The organism is Microcoleus sp. Pol12B5 (assembly GCF_036701335.1).
Lineage (GTDB): Bacteria > Cyanobacteriota > Cyanobacteriia > Cyanobacteriales > Microcoleaceae > Microcoleus.
The window spans coordinates 18,599-35,807 of sequence record NZ_JAUBQQ010000005.1; the positions used below are offsets into that span (position 1 = coordinate 18,599).

The 17,209-nt window shown below is 46.3% G+C and carries 9 protein-coding genes; 8 read left to right on the forward strand and 1 reads right to left on the reverse strand.

What is annotated here, in order from left to right; all coding sequences use genetic code 11:
- Nucleotides 1-394: 394 nt before the first annotated feature.
- Complete coding sequence (locus tag QUA24_RS04460) at nucleotides 395-589, reverse strand: hypothetical protein (protein WP_193975465.1); 195 nt, start codon at nucleotides 587-589, stop codon at nucleotides 395-397.
- A 383-nt stretch (nucleotides 590-972) separates the two neighbouring features.
- Here QUA24_RS04460 and QUA24_RS04465 point away from each other — a divergent pair, with 383 nt between their 5' ends.
- The 8 genes from QUA24_RS04465 (at nucleotide 973) to QUA24_RS04500 (ending at nucleotide 17,093) form a co-directional block, all read left to right on the forward strand.
- Nucleotides 973-1,323: an STAS domain-containing protein gene (locus QUA24_RS04465; RefSeq protein WP_333227543.1), complete on the forward strand. Its 351-nt coding sequence runs from the start codon at nucleotides 973-975 to the stop codon at nucleotides 1,321-1,323.
- Nucleotides 1,324-1,466: 143 nt separating this feature from the next.
- On the forward strand, nucleotides 1,467-4,295 hold the full coding sequence (locus QUA24_RS04470; protein ID WP_333227545.1) for a TIGR03960 family B12-binding radical SAM protein: 2,829 nt from the start codon (nucleotides 1,467-1,469) through the stop codon (nucleotides 4,293-4,295).
- Between the two features lie 807 nt (nucleotides 4,296-5,102).
- On the forward strand, nucleotides 5,103-5,231 hold the full coding sequence (locus QUA24_RS04475) for a hypothetical protein (RefSeq protein WP_333227547.1): 129 nt from the start codon (nucleotides 5,103-5,105) through the stop codon (nucleotides 5,229-5,231).
- Between the two features lie 402 nt (nucleotides 5,232-5,633).
- Complete coding sequence (locus QUA24_RS04480; RefSeq protein ID WP_333227549.1) at nucleotides 5,634-7,985, forward strand: Rne/Rng family ribonuclease; 2,352 nt, start codon at nucleotides 5,634-5,636, stop codon at nucleotides 7,983-7,985.
- Between the two features lies 1 nt (nucleotide 7,986).
- A complete protein-coding gene (locus QUA24_RS04485) occupies nucleotides 7,987-8,673 on the forward strand; it encodes a ribonuclease HII (protein WP_333227740.1) in 687 nt (228 codons plus the stop codon).
- Nucleotides 8,674-8,847: 174 nt separating this feature from the next.
- Nucleotides 8,848-14,433 carry an AAA family ATPase gene (locus QUA24_RS04490; protein WP_333227551.1) on the forward strand — a complete coding sequence of 1,862 codons (5,586 nt, stop codon included), beginning with the start codon at nucleotides 8,848-8,850 and terminating at the stop codon, nucleotides 14,431-14,433.
- Between the two features lie 498 nt (nucleotides 14,434-14,931).
- Nucleotides 14,932-15,327, forward strand: a complete 396-nt coding sequence (locus QUA24_RS04495; RefSeq protein WP_333227553.1) for a response regulator — start codon at nucleotides 14,932-14,934, stop codon at nucleotides 15,325-15,327.
- Nucleotides 15,324-17,093 carry an adenylate/guanylate cyclase domain-containing protein gene (locus QUA24_RS04500; RefSeq protein ID WP_333227555.1) on the forward strand — a complete coding sequence of 590 codons (1,770 nt, stop codon included), beginning with the start codon at nucleotides 15,324-15,326 and terminating at the stop codon, nucleotides 17,091-17,093. Before QUA24_RS04495 ends, QUA24_RS04500 begins: the two co-directional genes overlap by 4 nt.
- Nucleotides 17,094-17,209: the final 116 nt, after the last annotated feature.

A 17,209-nucleotide genomic window follows, 5' to 3' on the forward strand; every position in this document is an offset into this window, starting at 1 on the left:
TCGGCAGAACAACGTTTTTCTTGGTAGGAATCAGAACTCTAGCTAACTTGTCAAGCCCCAACAGTTATAAATTTAATTAGCCTCAAAGTTGGTAATTTTTGATACTGATAGCAGTTTCTAAAAGGAATGCAACTGTAGAAAAGTTCCCAACCCTGATCATCATCAGTAGTCCGACTTCTAAAATCTAAAATCTAAAATTTAAAATCTAAAATCTAAAACTGTATGAGTTGCAGGGACGATCGTCCTTAACTGTATCTCCTCAAATATCAAGTTCAGTAAATACGTGCTTCAATTGAAAAAAGTCATGTCGGGGTCAATGCTTCTCGCACTCCTCTATTTCCCGCCCTACAAGGATTGTGTGTCGCTCTTGGATTTTTCTGGGCCCTGGTTTCAACTATCGACTAGATACCAGTTGCACCCGACCGGCATCCATTTCATCCATTAATAACTCTAAAGCCTCATAATCAATATCCGAGATGTAGCCCAAACGGGTGAGCTCGTAGTTGATTTCGTTTTCAATGTCAGGCGTTAACTGCTTAATGTAGAGGGCTTTTTCTACAAGATGACGAATAGCATAGGTTGCTTGCATAGTAGCTCGGAGAACTCCGTACAATTTCATTATTATCTGAACAGTCGATCACGCGCGTGATCTAAATCAGAACTAACAAGTGATTTCAATTACATTATTCACTTTTATCTAACAGCCAGGGGACAGTCGATCGCATTTTTTAGAATTCTCAAGACTAAACCCGCCCGCATAAATAAAAAATAGTATAGTAGCTTACGTTTCCTTCGCAAATCTTGCACAAAATTTTATAAAAAAGAGTCAATAAATAAAGATTCAGTAAAATTACTGAAAACAACTGGTCGATTTCGCTCAGAGCAAGTTAGGCTCAGAGTAATCAAGTAGGTTTAGGCTTACATCTGTCCAGCACAGTAGTTGAAAGTACGTAGCAACCATAGGTTTGACATATGCAGACACTTCTTGCCCATAAACCAATTACGGTGATTCGACCCCTAGACCACCTGAATGCAGCCACCTGCGGAGAATTCGGACGGCAACTCATGACAGCAATTGCAGCCCCCGGGGTTGTAGCGGTACTCGTAGATTTGGGCGCAGTAAAATTTATTGACAGTGCCGGTTTGATGGCATTGGTTTCGGGCCTGAAGCAGGCGAAAAAAATGGGGCGCAGGTTTAGTCTTTGCTCAGTATCCCCCGGGATTAAGATGATTCTGGAACTCAGCCAACTCGATCGAGTTTTTGAGATATTTGAAAATGTCGATAGCTTTGATGCCCAAAACTCCTGCGTAAAACAACACTGATAGAACCTCCTCATCGACGCTAACAGGCAACAAAACACAGCAAATTCGGTTAAATGCCCGAAAAGACAGACTACTGTCGTTGGCGTGTTGGCAGATTTTAAGGTAGGCTGCTTAAGAGTCGCAAATATTTAGCGAGTCGAGCCGTGGCAGTAAAAGTCGAAGAATTACTTACAGCAGACATTAATCAGCCTGCTCGTTATCTGGGAAACGAATTGGGATCTACGCACAAGCCTTGGGACGGGGCGTTGGTGCGCTGGGTTCTCACTTACCCAGAAGTTTATGAAGTTGGTGCTTCCAATCTGGGGCACATCATCCTTTACAACATTTTGAACGCAGGGCCGAGACAGTTGTGCGATCGAGCTTATTTGCCCGCACCAGATTTGGCAGCAAAACTGCGATCGACCAAAACTCCGCTGTTTGCCGTAGAATCGAGGCGATCGCTCACAGAATTTGATATTCTGGGCTTCAGCCTCAGCTACGAACTCGGAGCCACAAACATTCTGGAAATGCTCGATTTAGCCGGCATTCCCCTAACTTGGCAAGAAAGAGCAACAAATTCCCAAAACGGTGTTGAAATTCCGCTGATTTTTGCTGGCGGGCAAACGGCAACTTCCAACCCAGAACCCTACGCAGACTTTTTTGACTTCATCGCTTTGGGTGATGGAGAAGAGTTGCTGCCAGAAATTGGCTTGATTTTGGCAGAAGGCAAAACAAATAATTTGAGCCGAGAAGCATTGCTGCTGGATTTAGCGCAAATTCCAGGCGTCTACGTCCCGCAATTCTACGATATGGCGGCCGACGGTTCTGTTCATCCCAACCGCCCGCAAGTTCCAGAACGAATTCTGCGCCGCGTGGCAACTCCCATACCAGCTTATTCGATCGGCCTGGTTCCCTACGTCCAGACAGTACACGACAGATTGACAGTAGAAATCCGCCGGGGATGCACCCGCGGCTGTCGCTTCTGTCAGCCGGGAATGCTGACTCGCCCCGCGCGCGATGTCGAACCGCAGCAAGTCGTAGAGGCGATCGAACAGGGGATGCAAGCCACCGGGCACAGCGAGTTTTCCCTGCTTTCCCTGAGTTGTTCCGATTATCTGGCACTCCCAGCAGTTGGGATGGAAATCAAAAATCGCCTGAAAGATAAAAATATTTCTCTGTCTCTACCCAGCCAGCGGGTTGACAGATTTGACGATAATATTGCCGACATTCTCGGCGGTACGCGACAAGGCGGTTTGACTTTTGCCCCAGAAGCTGGTACTCAGCGAATGCGCGACATCGTTAACAAAGGTTTGACCAACGAAGAATTGCTTCGGGGTGTCAAAACTGCGGTCGATCGCGGCTGGGATAAAATCAAGCTGTATTTTATGATCGGTTTGCCCGGAGAAACAGATTTTGATGTTCTCGGCATCGCCGAAACAGTCCGCTGGCTGCACAGGGAATGCAGGATCGATGGCAGGCGGGGACTCACTTTTAACTTGACAATTTCTAATTTTACGCCTAAGCCTCACACTCCTTTTCAGTGGCACTCGGTTTCTACTGCTGAGTTTTCCCGCAAGCAAAAACTCCTGAAGGAAGAGTTTCGGGGAATGCGGGGCGTCAAGGTGAATTACACTGATGTGCGGATTTCGGCAATGGAGGATTTTGTCGGACGGGGCGATCGACGTTTGGCTGCTGTAGTCCGCCGCGCTTGGGAACTTGGCGCGGGTATGGATGCGTGGTGGGAAAGCTTGGATAAGGCATATAAAGCTTGGACTCAGGCGATCGATGAGTCGGGCCTTACCTGGAAATACCGCCAAGTCGAAAGCGGCGAGTGGAATCTTTTTGATAAGGATGAGGAGAAGGAAGAAGGAAGTTCGGCAACGGATTCTCTAACGGATGTAACGGATGTCAGTCCGATGTCTGTCGGAAGAAGGGAGAAGGAAGAAGGAAGAGAAATCAAGGAAGATTTTTCCAATTCTCCCCCTCTCCCCCTCTCCCCCTCCCCCTCTCTATCTCTCGATCAGGCCCTGCCTTGGGATCATTTAGATACGGGGATCGACAAAAACTGGCTGAAAATTGATTTGCAAAAGGCTTTAGAAGCAGCGACGGTTCCCGACTGTTCCTTTGAAGGGTGTTCGCGCTGCGGGGTTTGTGGCACTGATTTCGGACACAATGTGGTTGTGGATGCGCTGCCAATTCCTGAGTTTGCTGGGGAGTTTGTCCCGAATACGGAGCGGAAACAGCGTTTTCGGGTTTGGTTCGGGAAGGTGGGCGATATGGCTTTGGTTGGTCATTTGGATTTGATCCGATTGTTCGATCGAGTAGTCCGCAGAGCCGATTTGCCGATTTCGTTTACCGGCGGGTTTCACCCGAACCCTCGGATTTCTCTCGCAAATGCTCTGCCTCTGGGTGTTACCAGCACTGGGGAAATTGCTGACTTTGAGCTCACTGAGTCGATCGATATTGAGAGTTTTCGGGAAAAGTTGGCCGCTAAGCTGCCGGAAAATATTCCGATTTACAAGGTTGAGTCGATCGATCTCAAGGCTCCTTCTGCTAACCAGTTGTTAGAAGCAGCGGAGTACGTGATTACTGTGGCTGTAGGGGGTTCGCTGACAGAAAATGGTGCATTAGACCAGGAAAATTCTGCTCCTGTCTCCGTGGCTCCTGATGCCAACTGGGAAGCTTGGGTTAAGACGATCGCCGAAACCGAGGCTTTTTGGCGGGTGCATACTACTAAGTCGGGAAAGACGAAGGATGTCAATTTACGCGATCGGCTGCACAAACTAGAACTTGTAGAGCAGAAACCAGACAGCACCTCTGCTAAGAGTGCTACATCCGAAGGTAGAGCCGTCTTGCGCTTTACCGGCAGTTGTCGCAGCGATGGCAACTTGCTAAAGCCAGAACATATTGTGTTCATGCTCGAACAAGTCAGCCAGCAGGAAATTCAGCTTCTACAGGTTCAGCGTAGTCAGCTAATCCTGGGGTATGGTTAAGATAGGGAAGCCGTGGTGGAATATTTCACCTTCGGCTCTCGATCGGGATGTGTCGTTTCACGCTATAATCGCTTGTTATGGAAGCCGCGGCGGCTCGAGCGCTTTAGTCGCTCGCCGCCCTCGTCAACCAGCAACGCGGGCTGGGTGCAAATTGCTTCTGTTCAAGACTTCAAGCCTTTTTGTTGTACATTCACGGGCTAAATCTAGCGCCAAACCCGCAGGAGCGGGGTCTGAACCAAATTTAGCGATTAATTTCGATCGATCGACTGGTTGTCGGTGGTCGGCTTATTCAAAAATCTCACGGTTCAAACCGCAGAACGGGTATTCAACAATAGATGTTTTTGGCGGGTCAAAAAACGGAGATAAGCCCCCGACTTAAGTCGTGGAGAACCAAAAATTTTAGATTTTAGATTAAAGTTCCAGCTCCCAGATTCATCTTTGGAGTAAATCTAAAATCTAAAACCTAAAATCTAAAATCGACTGACCCGTCAAAAAACGGAGATAAGCCCCCGACTTAAGTCGTGAAGAACCAAAAATTTTAGATTTTATACTTTAGTTCAATCTCCCAGATTCATCTGTGGAGTAAATCTAAAACCTAAAATCTAAAATTTAAAATCTAAAATCGACTGACCCGTCAAAAAACAGAAATAAGCCCCCGACTTAATTCGTGGAAAACCAAAATTTTAGATTTTAGACTAAATTTCAATCTCCTAAATTCATCTGTGGAGTAAATCTAAAATCTAAAATTTAAAATCTAAAATCGACTGACGAGGTTTTAGGGTTGGCAGGGGCAGAGGTTGCAGTCGAATGCCAAGCTGGGGTGTGTTGAGTGCGATCGCACAAGAATTCAACAAAAGTCTAGGCGCTTTCACTCCTACCTACTTTCCCTCAAAACCAGCCCTCAATCACCACGCAAGCGGAGTTATCAGTTCGTAGTGTTAAGTTGTGTGTTAAGAAATTGGTACGGTGTCAATGAATTTATTCGCGCTCGTTCAAAGGAAGAGTTGTAAGTGTTGAATTTTGAGTATTGATTTCGCAATTGTCAACTCAAATCTCAATATTGCTAACTCGATAAAAGCCTCCTTATTTCTATCTCTCAGATTTATCTGGTGAGCATAACTCATAACTCTGTACGGGCGGGTTTAACTATTTTATCTGTAACAGTTAACAGTGAACAGTGAACAGTTAACAGTGAACAGTTAACAGTGAACTTTCCTTCCACCCTGCACCAACTCACAGCTAATAACTCTTCAAGCTACTACTAATTACAGTCTAAGTCAGAGGCACTATGAGTGCGTAAGTGTCTCTAACTTGCTGCCAGTTTTTTGAGGAAATTGAATGACAAAGCAGATAGTTATAGCAGAGCAGCATCGCATTGCTGCCGTCTTTTCAGAAGATCAAATCCAAGAACTTGTGGTAGCCACAGGCAGCCACCAAGTCAGTGACATTTACTTGGGAATTGTTGAAAATGTACTCCCTGGGATAGATGCGGCTTTCGTCAATATTGGCGACCCAGAACGTAACGGGTTCATGCACGTAACAGACCTCGGCCCGCTGCGCCTTAAACGCTCGGCAGGAGCAATTACAGAACTCCTGACCCCCCAGCAGAAAGTGGTGGTACAGGTAATGAAAGAACCGACGGGCAGCAAAGGCCCCCGGCTGACAGGCAACATTACCCTGCCGGGCCGCTATTTGGTACTGATGCCCTACGGCAGGGGAGTCAATCTCTCACGGCGGATCAAGTCGGAAGTCGAGCGCAACCGCCTCAGAGCCCTGGCTATTTTGGTGAAACCGGCCGGGATGGGGCTGCTGGTACGCACCGAAGCTGAAGGGATGACTGAAGAAGCCATCATGGAAGATTTGGAAGTGCTGCAAAAACAGTGGGAAGCAGTTCAACTCGAAGGTGGTACCTCGCGGGCGCCGGCACTACTCAACCGCGATGACGATTTTATCCAGCGGGTGCTGCGAGATATGTTCAGCGGTGACGTGAATCGGATTGTGGTGGACTCGCAAAATGGAATTAAGCGGGTGAAGCAGCAGTTGATGAGCTGGAACGGCGGTAAACTGCCTGCGGGAGTTTTGATCGACCACCACCGAGAGCGCGCCTCGATTTTAGAATTTTTCCGCGTTAATGCTGCGATTCGAGAAGCCCTCAGACCGAGGGTGGATTTGCCTTCGGGTGGTTATGTGATTATCGAGCCGACTGAGGCGCTGACGGTGATCGATGTCAACTCTGGCTCGTTTACTCGATCGGCTACGGCTCGGGAAACGGTACTCTGGACAAATTGCGAAGCAGCAACGGAAATTGCTAGACAACTGCGATTGCGCAATATTGCCGGGGTGATTATTGTTGACTTTATCGATATGGAATCCCGCCGCGATCAGTTGCAGGTGCTGGAACATTTCAATAAAGCTCTCAAAGCTGACAAAGCTCGGCCGCAAATCGCTCAACTTTCGGAATTGGGACTGGTAGAACTCACTCGCAAGCGCCAAGGTCAAAATATTTACGAGTTGTTCGGCCACAGTTGTCCTACTTGCAGCGGGTTGGGTCATCTGGTGCACTTGCCTGGGGAAGAAGACTTCGCCGCAGCGGTGCGGGAATCGGGCGATCGCACTGTTGCTACGTCGAACCGCCTTTTGTTGAATTTGCCCGAAGGATTGGAACGCCGCAGCTTGACGCCTGTGGCGGCTGCAACTCCTGCACCAGTGCGGGAAGAACGCCCCCCCGAACCTGCTCGGGCTGCTTGGGAACCTCAGAGTCAGAGCGAAAGTTTGGATTTTGAAACCGGCAGCAACGCCTCGCCTTTGGACTTGCTCAACCATCCCAGCTATCAGGATTTGGGGAACGGAACCAGACGACGCCGCCGCCGCCGGATTGGTGAAGAGCCTTTTGCCGTCCCGGTGGAGGAGGAACCAGTGCGCAGCAAGTTGCGGCTGCCGAATACTCCGAGCGCGCCCGTCGTGGAGACGAGATCTGAGTATCTGGCACCCCCGGGCATCCGGGCAGCTTCGGAGGGCTTCGGGCTGGTGAATATGGCGACTGTTGGCAGGCGCGAGGATTTCGATCGCGTGCGTCCGGCTAAGTCTGAGTTGATGAAGCCGATGGTGGAGCCTCCGGAGGTGATTTCGGTGGAAATGACGGCGGAGGAGCAGGATGTTTATGCTCTGATGGGGGTTTCTCCTTTGGTGCTTACTGATCGCAGCGTGAAAAATCCTAAGAATGCGATCGTTTCGGTGACTCTCCCCGGAGCGGCCCCGAACAAGCCGCCTTTCGAGCAGCTCGAATTTGAATTTGAAGCGACGGCGCCTGCTGAGAATGCTCAGGAACGGGATTATTATCCAGAAATGCCGGTAGGTGAGCCAGTATTTTCTGAGGATGATGAGGCCCCAATTTATGGCGAGAGTTTGATCGACCAAACTGATGATTTTGATCGGATGGAGGAACCGAGCGATGTGATGGGCGAATCCTATGAGCCGATCGAATCCTATGAGCCGATCGAATCTTATGAGCCGATCGAATCCTATGAGCCGATCGAATCCTATGAGCCGATCGAATCCTATGAGCCGATCACACCCAGCGAACCCAGCGAACCCAGCGAACCCAGCGAACCCAGCGAACCCAGCGAACCCGAGGAGCCTGCTATCAACCGTCGCCGCCGCCGCCGCTCGTCAGCCGCTGTGGATGAGTGATATGAAGTCAGAGGGAAGAAGGAAGAAGTCAGAGGGAAGAGGGAAGAAGGAAGAAGTAGAAATTTTTACTCTCTTCCCATCTTTCCATCTTCCCCTTTTCCCCTCTCCCTCGAAAACTCTGGTAATTGCAGGTGTGGATGAAGTCGGACGAGGGGCTTTGTTTGGGCCGGTGGTGGCTGCCGCCTGCATTTTGCCCGACGAAGTTCTCGATGAATTAGCAAGTTGCGGGGTGCGCGACAGCAAGCAGTTGAGTGCCACAGCCCGGATTCGGTTAGCTATGAAAATCCGGGCTGTGGCTGTTGACTGTCAAATTGGTGCGGCTTCGGTGCGGGAGATCGATCGCCTCAATATTTTGCAGGCTTCTTTGTTGGCGATGAAGCGGGCGATTCTTAAGCTGAGTGTAACTCCTGATTTGTGTTTGGTTGACGGAAATCAAAGGATTCCCAATTTGTCGATCGAGCAAGAGACGATGATCAAGGGTGATGCGCGATCGATTCAGATTGCTGCTGCTAGTATTGTGGCGAAAGTTTGGCGCGATGAATTAATTCTGCGGATGGCTATTAAGTATCCTGAATATGACTTGACAAATAACAAAGGATATGGTACAGCTAAACATAAATTGGGGTTAGAACGTTACGGGCGATCGGCTTTTCACCGATTATCATTTAGCCCTTGTCGAAAATCTTAAAATAGCGGTGGAAAACTTAGCTAATTCCAGCGCCAGTATATAAAATTGGAAAAAGCAAGAATTTCCGATTAATAGTCCAGGGTGTATAAATTCTACCCTGTAGGATGCGCAAGGCGCACCTTACCGCTTCAGCCTCCGGTAGCATCTATAGAATCTTTATTTAACCTCTTGGACATGACTAATAATTTGCTAACAATTCCCGGCTATCGCATCATTGAGCAAATCTACAATGGCTCTAGAACACAGGTTTATCGAGGAATTTCTGAGTCAAACCAAAAAGTAATTATCAAACTGCTATTGAGCGAGTATCCCACTTTTAGCGAACTGGTGCAATTTCGCAATCAGTACACGATCGCCAAAAACCTCAACTTACCAGGAATCATCGAAACCTACAGCTTGGAAACCTACCAAAACAGCTATGCGCTGGTAATGGAAGACTTTGGGGGAATTTCTCTGAATGACTGGATGGAACAAGGGGAAACTGCGCCGACTCTGAGCGAGTTTTTGCCAGTGGCGATCGACCTGAGCAATACATTAGATAGACTCTACCGCCACCGCATCATTCACAAAGACATTAAACCAGCCAATATTTTAATTAATCCGCATACAAAACACGTCAAACTCATTGACTTTAGTATTGCATCCTTGCTGCCCAGGGAAACTCAAACCCTGATGAATCCTAACGTCTTGGAAGGGACACTCGGCTATTTGTCTCCTGAACAAACGGGAAGGATGAATCGGGGGATTGACTACCGGACAGACTTTTACTCTTTGGGCGTGACTTTTTACGGATTGCTGGCGGGACAATTGCCGTTTCAATCCAACGATGCGATGGAATTGATCCACTGTCATATTGCCAAGCAACCGCCATCACTGCATGAAATAAATCCCGAAATCCCGCCCGTCCTCTCGGAGATTGTCAGCAAATTAATGGCAAAGAATGCCGAAGACCGCTATCAGAGTGCGTTGGGACTGAAATTCGATTTAGAATTTTGTTTGAAGCAACTTGAAGAAAACGGCAGGATAGAGAGTTTTACGATCGCGCAGAGGGATGTGGGCGATCGCTTCCTGATACCCGAAAAACTCTACGGCCGCGAAACCGAAGTTGCCGAATTGCTGGCAGCATTCGATCGAGTAGCAGGTTTTTCCCACCACGCAGCAGGGAAAGGCGGAGGCAGTGAGTTAATGTTAGTCGCGGGTTTTTCGGGGATTGGGAAAACTGCAATTGTAAATGAAGTTCACAAACCCATTGTCCGCCAGCGCGGCTATTTCATCAAAGGCAAATTCGACCAATTTAACCGCAATATTCCTTTCTCAGCTTTTGTCCAAGCATTTCGAGATTTTATGGGACAGTTGCTGAGCGAAAGTGACGAAAGGTTGGAAAATTGGCAAACTCAAATATTGCAAGCACTGGGCGATAATGGTCAAGTCATTATTGAAGTAATTCCCGAACTCGAAAAAATTATTGGACCACAACCGCCCTCACTCGAATTATCAGGAACTGCGGCACAGAATCGGTTTAATTTGCTATTTCAAAACTTTATTAAGGTGTTCACAAAACCAGAACATCCCCTGGTGATGTTTTTGGATGACTTGCAGTGGGCTGATTCCGCCTCGCTGCGGTTAATGCAACTGCTGGTTGCCGAGTCAGCAACCGGCTATTTATTAGTAATTGGTGCCTACCGAGATAATGAAGTGTTTGCAACACATCCGTTGATGCTGACACTGGATGCAATGGCAAAAGCTGGGGCCACGGTGAATACTCTGACGCTGGAACCGTTGAGTTCAGAAAGTCTAAATCATTTGGTTGCTGATACGCTCAATTGCGATCCATATTGGGCAAGACCTTTAGCTGATTTGGTGGCACAAAAAACCCAGGGAAATCCCTTTTTTGCAACGCAGTTTCTCAAAGCACTGCATCAGGATGGGCTGATTGAGTTTGACCGGGTTGCTGGTTATTGGCAGTGCGATATTGTGCGAGTTCGGGAGGCAGCGCTGACGGATGATGTGGTCGAGTTTATGGCGTTGCAGTTGCAAAAATTGCCGCCAGCGACTCAGAATGTGTTGAAGTTGGCTGCTTGTGTTGGGAATCAGTTTGATTTGGGGACTTTGGCAGTTGTCTCCCAGCAATTGGAAACGGAAACGGCGGCGGATTTGTGGAAGGCTTTGCAAGAGGGATTAATCCTGCCTGAAAGTGAAGTCTACAAGTTTTATATGGGGCGAGAAAGACGGGAGGAAACCGAAAATTCGGAGGTGGTGAATTACAAGTTTTTGCACGATCGCGTTCAGCAAGCTGCCTATTCTTTAATTCCCGAACAAGAGCGAGATCGTGCTCACTATCAGATTGGACAATTGCTGAGGCAGCAAATTTCACCCGCAGCTATAGAAGAGCAAATTTTTTCAGTCGTCAATCAGTTGAATTATGGTATTGCGCTGATTGAAGACCAAACAGAACGATCTGATTTGGCACAACTCAACCTCACGGCTTGCCGCAAAGCCAGAGCCGCTACAGCTTATCAAGCTGCTCGCGAGTATGCGGAGATCGGGCTAAATTTGCTTGGAGAGAGCGCTTGGCAACGGCAGTACCAGATGACCTTGAACTTGCATGAAATAGCCGCCGAAGTGGCTTCACTCTGTGGCGAATTTGACCAGATGAATCAGTGGATTGACACTGTGATTCATCATACCAGAACTCCCCTAGAGCGAGTGAGCGTTTACATCGTCAAAATTCAGGCATTATCGTCCCAGAACAAGTTTTTAGAAGGAATTGCTATCGGTTTGTTGAGTCTCAAAGAATTAGGAGTAGAATTACCCGATACCCCTACATCAGAAGATATTCAGCAAGCTGTGCAGGAAATTAATAGCTCGATCGGCGATCAACCTATTGAAGAGTTATTTGATCTGCCAGCGATGGTGGATGCCCAAAAGCTGGCTGCGATGCAAGTGGCGGCAAGTATTGCGATAGCTTGTTATGTGGTCGGTTCGTCTTTGTTTGCGCTGGTGACTGCCTTACAGGTAAATTTATCTATCCAATATGGCAACAGTCCTACTTCAGCTTATAGCTATAGCTGGTATGGGATGTTTCTCAACAACTTTCTACAAGATGTGACGGTAGCCCATCAATTTTGCCGCTTAGCTTATCGTCTTGCCAGTGGCGCGGATGCCAAAAATATTCGCTCTGCAACTTTTATGGCGATCGGAGTCTTTTTGTACCATCGCAAATCGCATTTGCGGGAGACCCTCCCCATTCTTCAGGCAGGCTATCAAGCCGCATTAGAAACAGGAAATTTAGAGTTTGTCGGGCATAATGGGCATGGATTTTGTCTAAATGCCTACTGGTGCGGTCAACCTTTGGCAGAACTTGAACCCCTAATTCGGGCATACCGTCAGCAATTACTCGACCTCAACCAACTAACGACGGCAAATTATTGTTCGCTTTTTTTGGAAACAACGCTGTTTTTATTGGGTAATCCAAACAAGTTTGAGATTTCCTTTGAACAAGAGGGCGATGAGGAGAAGCTGGTTTCTCAGTCGCTTGCCTCTAACGATTTGTACCGACTCTGCAGCTTCTATCTGTACAGGGCGACGTTGAGATTCCTGCTGGAAGACATTGCTCGGGCCTCCGTAGATGTCGATCGAGCAAGACAGTATCTAGCGGCATGCGTAGGAACTACTTCCGAAGCTGGTTTATATTTCTATGACTCACTCATAGCCCTTGCCACTCCTGAGTCTGAGGCTGAGTTAGAAACTTCGTTGCAACGAGTTCAGGAAAATCAAAGGAAGTTGCAGCATTGGGCAGAACACGCCCCCATGAATTATTTGCATAAGTGGCTGTTGGTAGAAGCAGAGAAATACCGACTTGCCAGACAGAGGGCAGAAGCTATTGAAATGTACGATCGCGCGATCGTCCTAGCCCAAGAAAACGAATATCTCAACGAAGAAGCACTAGCCCACGAACTCGCAGCTAAGTTTTATCTTGAATGGGGTAAAGAAAAAATTGCCACAGTCTATTTAACAGATGCCTACTACGCTTACGCTCGTTGGGGAGCATTAGCCAAAGTTGCGGATTTAGAAAAACGCTACCCTCAATTGCTCGCCCCAATTCTCAACCAGAAAAATACCATTACTACAAGCCAGACAATTGCTCGCATCACTGCTGCCACCATCACTTCCACCAGTTATAGTATTTCAGAAGCACTGGACTTTGCAACAGTAATGAAAGCATCTCAAGCACTTTCAGGAGAAATTCACCTTGATAAATTGCTCTCGATCTTAATGCAAGTCGTGATGGAAAATCTCGGAGCCGAAAAAAGCGCTCTGATTTTGAAAAAAGCAGGCAGCTTAATAATTGAAGCCACTGCAATTAGTGGCAGATCAGAAACAATTGTGCTGCGGTCAATTTCTCTGGAAACCAGCAATGACTTACCTCACAGCATCATTAACTATGTTGCCCGAACTCAAGAGTATGTCATTTTTAACGACTTGCACAATGAACTCAAAAACCCAAAATCTCCCATCCAAAATCTCAACGACCCCTACATCATTCAGCATCAACCCAAATCGGTATTGTGTCTCCCGATCCAACATCAAGGAAAAGCGATCGGCATCTTCTACCTAGAAAATAACCTCGCCACAGGTGCATTTACTCCCAACAGATTGGCAGTCTTAAAACTTTTATCCTCGCAAGCGGCCATCTCGATCGAAAATGCCCAACTGTATGCCAACTTAGAAGCCAAAGTAGAAGAACGCACTCAAGAATTATCACAAGCTTTAAGCAATCTCGAAGCCACCCAAGAAGGATTGATTCAATCAGAAAAAATGGCAGCTTTAGGACAACTTGTGGCCGGAGTAGCCCACGAAGTTAACACTCCCCTGGGTGCAATTCGCTCCTCGGCAGGAAATGTTTCTAAGTTCTTGAATCAAACTTTAGAACAGTTGCCCGCACTTTTTCAATCTCTCTCCCCAGAAGAAGCACATAATTTCTTGAGTTTACTTCAGCGTTCCCTCGAACAAGAAGCAAGCTTATCAACCAAAGAAGAACGCAAATTGAAGAGAACTTTGAGAAGCCAACTAGAAGAATTAGAGATTTATAGTGCCGATACCGTAGCCGATCGCCTAGTGATCATGGGGGTTTATAATGAAATTGATACCTTTGTCCCTTTGTTGCAAAGATCCGATAGTTTACACCTCCTAGAAATCGCCTACAAACTTTCCGAATTAAAAAGAGGCATCGCTACTATCAACACAGCCACAGACAGAGCATCAAAAGTAGTTTTTGCCTTAAAAACTTATGCCCGCTACGAACAGTCTGGCGAAAAAACAGCAGCCAGTATTACAGAAGGTATTGAAACAATTTTAACTCTGTATCAAAATCTCCTCAAACAGGGAGTGGAGGTCATCAAAAACTATACCGAAATCCCGCCGATACTGTGCTATCCCGACGAACTTAATCAAGTTTGGACGAATTTAATTCACAATGCTTTGCAAGCAATGGATTATCGAGGCACGTTAACAATTGAGTTAACGGCTCAAGATGACCAGGCTAAGATTAGCATTAGCGACAGCGGCAAAGGGATACCAGAAGAGATAAAAGGGAAAATATTTGACCCGTTCTTTACTACTAAGCCCGCAGGAGAAGGGAGCGGATTGGGATTAGATATTGTCAAGAAGATTGTTGAGAAACATCAGGGAAAAATTGAAGTGGAATCAATTCCTGCCAAAACTACATTTAATGTTTTCCTGCCAATGAACACTGTATAAGCCGGTCAAGGATCTCGCCAACGATATAAGGTAGTAAGTAGGTCGGATTTTGCTTGGTTCCGCGTAAGCTGCAATCTACCCCATTGGGAGTATTTCAAAAGTTAAAGCGTGTTGAGACCCGTAACTCCGATCGAACAGGAAACGGATGTAAAACAGCAGTACGATGCGTTATGCTCAGCTAAGCTGCTAGGCATATAAGTTTCTTGGTTTCGGTGACTGGGGGGAGGATGGGGCAAGTCGTTGACTTGTGACCCCGCCCAAAAACGGATACAAGCCCCGACAGGATTCGTGGAGAGGCAAAAATTTTAGGCTCTTGTTCAAGCTGCCAGATTCATCTGTGGAGTCAATCTAAAATCCTTCGACTGAGCGCTCACGCCGAAGTCTAAAATCTAAAATTTTAAATGGACTGACATCTTAAGATAAGATGGGGTCTACTAATATAGTTTACTACTTTAACTACTTTTGCTACTAATAACAATTAAAAAGGAGAGAAAATAGATGTCGAAACCAGTTATTTTGTGCGTTGACGATGAGAGAATGGTATTAGACAGTCTCAGGACGCAGCTAGCAGCAGCATTTGGGGATGCCTACATCTATGAAGGAGCTGAGGATGCTGACGAGGCTTTAGATGTAATCAGCGAACTTTATGATGACGAAAGCCATGTTATTCTGATTATTTCGGATTGGTTAATGCCCGGTATTAAGGGAGATGAGCTGCTGATTCGCATTCACAAGGAATACCCGAATATTATTAAAATTATGCTGACTGGTCAAGCGGATGAAGTAGCACTTGATCGAGCAAAAAAACAGGCTAACCTTCATGGTTGCTTATCTAAACCTTGGTTGGAATCAGATTTGCTAGAAACTATTAAATCTGGTTTATCTAAACTATGAGCCAACAGGTAATTATCTGTGTTGATGATGAAAAAACTGTACTCAGGAGCCTCAAAGCAGAACTGCAAGAGGCTGTGGGCAATGATTATATAATCGAAATTGCTGAAGGCGGGCAAGAGGCATTAGAGTTAATTGAAGAATTGCTAGAGGATGGGGATGAAATTCCTTTAATTATTTCCGACCACATTATGCCTGATATGAAGGGAGATGAGCTGTTGAAACAGGCTCATATAATTTCGCCTAAAACTATAAAAATTATGCTGACAGGACAAGCAGATATTGAGGCGATAGCCAATGCTATCAACTCTGCAAACTTATATCGTTATATTACCAAACCTTGGCAAGCTGAAGATTTGAAATTGACGGTTAGAGAAGCGCTAAATAGTTATCTTCAAGATAAAAAGCTGACTGAACAAAATGCCCAACTCCAGCAAATAAATCAGGAGTTGGCTGAGTTAAACAGCCAGCAAACCGTACTCATTTGTAAACTACACGAAAACGAAAATCGCTTGACACAGTTTTTGGAAGCAATGCCGATTGGTGTAGGGGTGCTGGATGCGGACGGCCAACCTTACTACGTCAATCGGAAAGCAAAAGAGATATTTGGTAAAGGAGTTGTGCCGGATACCAGTTCCAAGCAATTGTCAGAGGTTTATCAACTCTATCAAGCAGGCACAAATCAAAAGTATCCTACGGAAAATTTGCCCATCGTGCGGGCGTTGAAGGGGGAAAGTGCTACGGCTGACGATGCAGAAGTTCATCAAGGCGATAAGATTATTCCCCTAGAAATCTTCGCTACTCCAATCTACGATCAACAAGGAAATATTGTTTATGCTATCAACACTCTTCAAGATATCACAGAACGCCAAGAAGCTGAGGCAGAACGCCAAAGGTTCATTGAGGATCTCTTTGAGGTCAATTGCAATTTGGAACTTGCACTGGATGCAGAATTAGAAATTGCGGAGGCGACAAGTCGCTTTGTACCAAAGGAGTTTTTAGCTTTTTTGGGATGTGACAGTATTGTTGATATTAAATTGGGAGAAGCGGTGGAGTTGGAAATGTCGGTTTTGTTTTCTGACATCCGCGATTTCACTACTCTCTCGGAACAAATGACACCGACAGAAAATTTCAAATTTATAAATTCTTATCTGAGTCGAATGGAACCCCTGATTGTGGAAAATCAGGGGTTTATTGATAAATATATTGGCGATGCGATTATGGCTTTGTTTAGCGAGGGCGCCGATGATGCTGTGAAAGCGGGAATTGCGATGCTGCATACTCTTGGTGAATACAATCGAGAACGTGCTTCTGTGGGTTATGTGCCAATTGAGATTGGGGTGGGAATCAATACTGGTTCTTTGATTCTGGGTATAGTGGGCGGGAAAAACCGGATGGACGGTACTGTGATTAGCGATGCGGTTAATTTGGCTTCTCGGATTGAAAGTTTGACGAAGAATTACGGGGTGTCGCTGTTAATTACTCAGCAAACTTTCGATCGCTTGACCAATCCTGCTGATTATGCAATTCGGGTAATTGATAAAGTTCAGGTTAAGGGTAAGTCTGAATGGGTGACTGTTTATGAAGTTTTTGATGCGGATTGGCCGGAAGTTAAAGCGGGGAAGTTAGCGACTCTGCAACTATTTACTGAGGCTTTGTCTTTGTACAATATAAAGAATTTTAGGGAAGCTGCGGGACTTTTTGCGGATTGTTTGGGTCAAAATCCGGGGGATAAGGTGGCTCGAATTTATTGGGAAAGGTGTCAGTAGTTAGTTGGCAGTTGGTAGTTGTTAGTTGGCAGTTGGCACTTGTCAGTTGTCAGTTGTTATTAGTTGTTAGTCATTAGTCATTAGTTATTAGTCATTGGTTAGCGATCGAGCGTCAT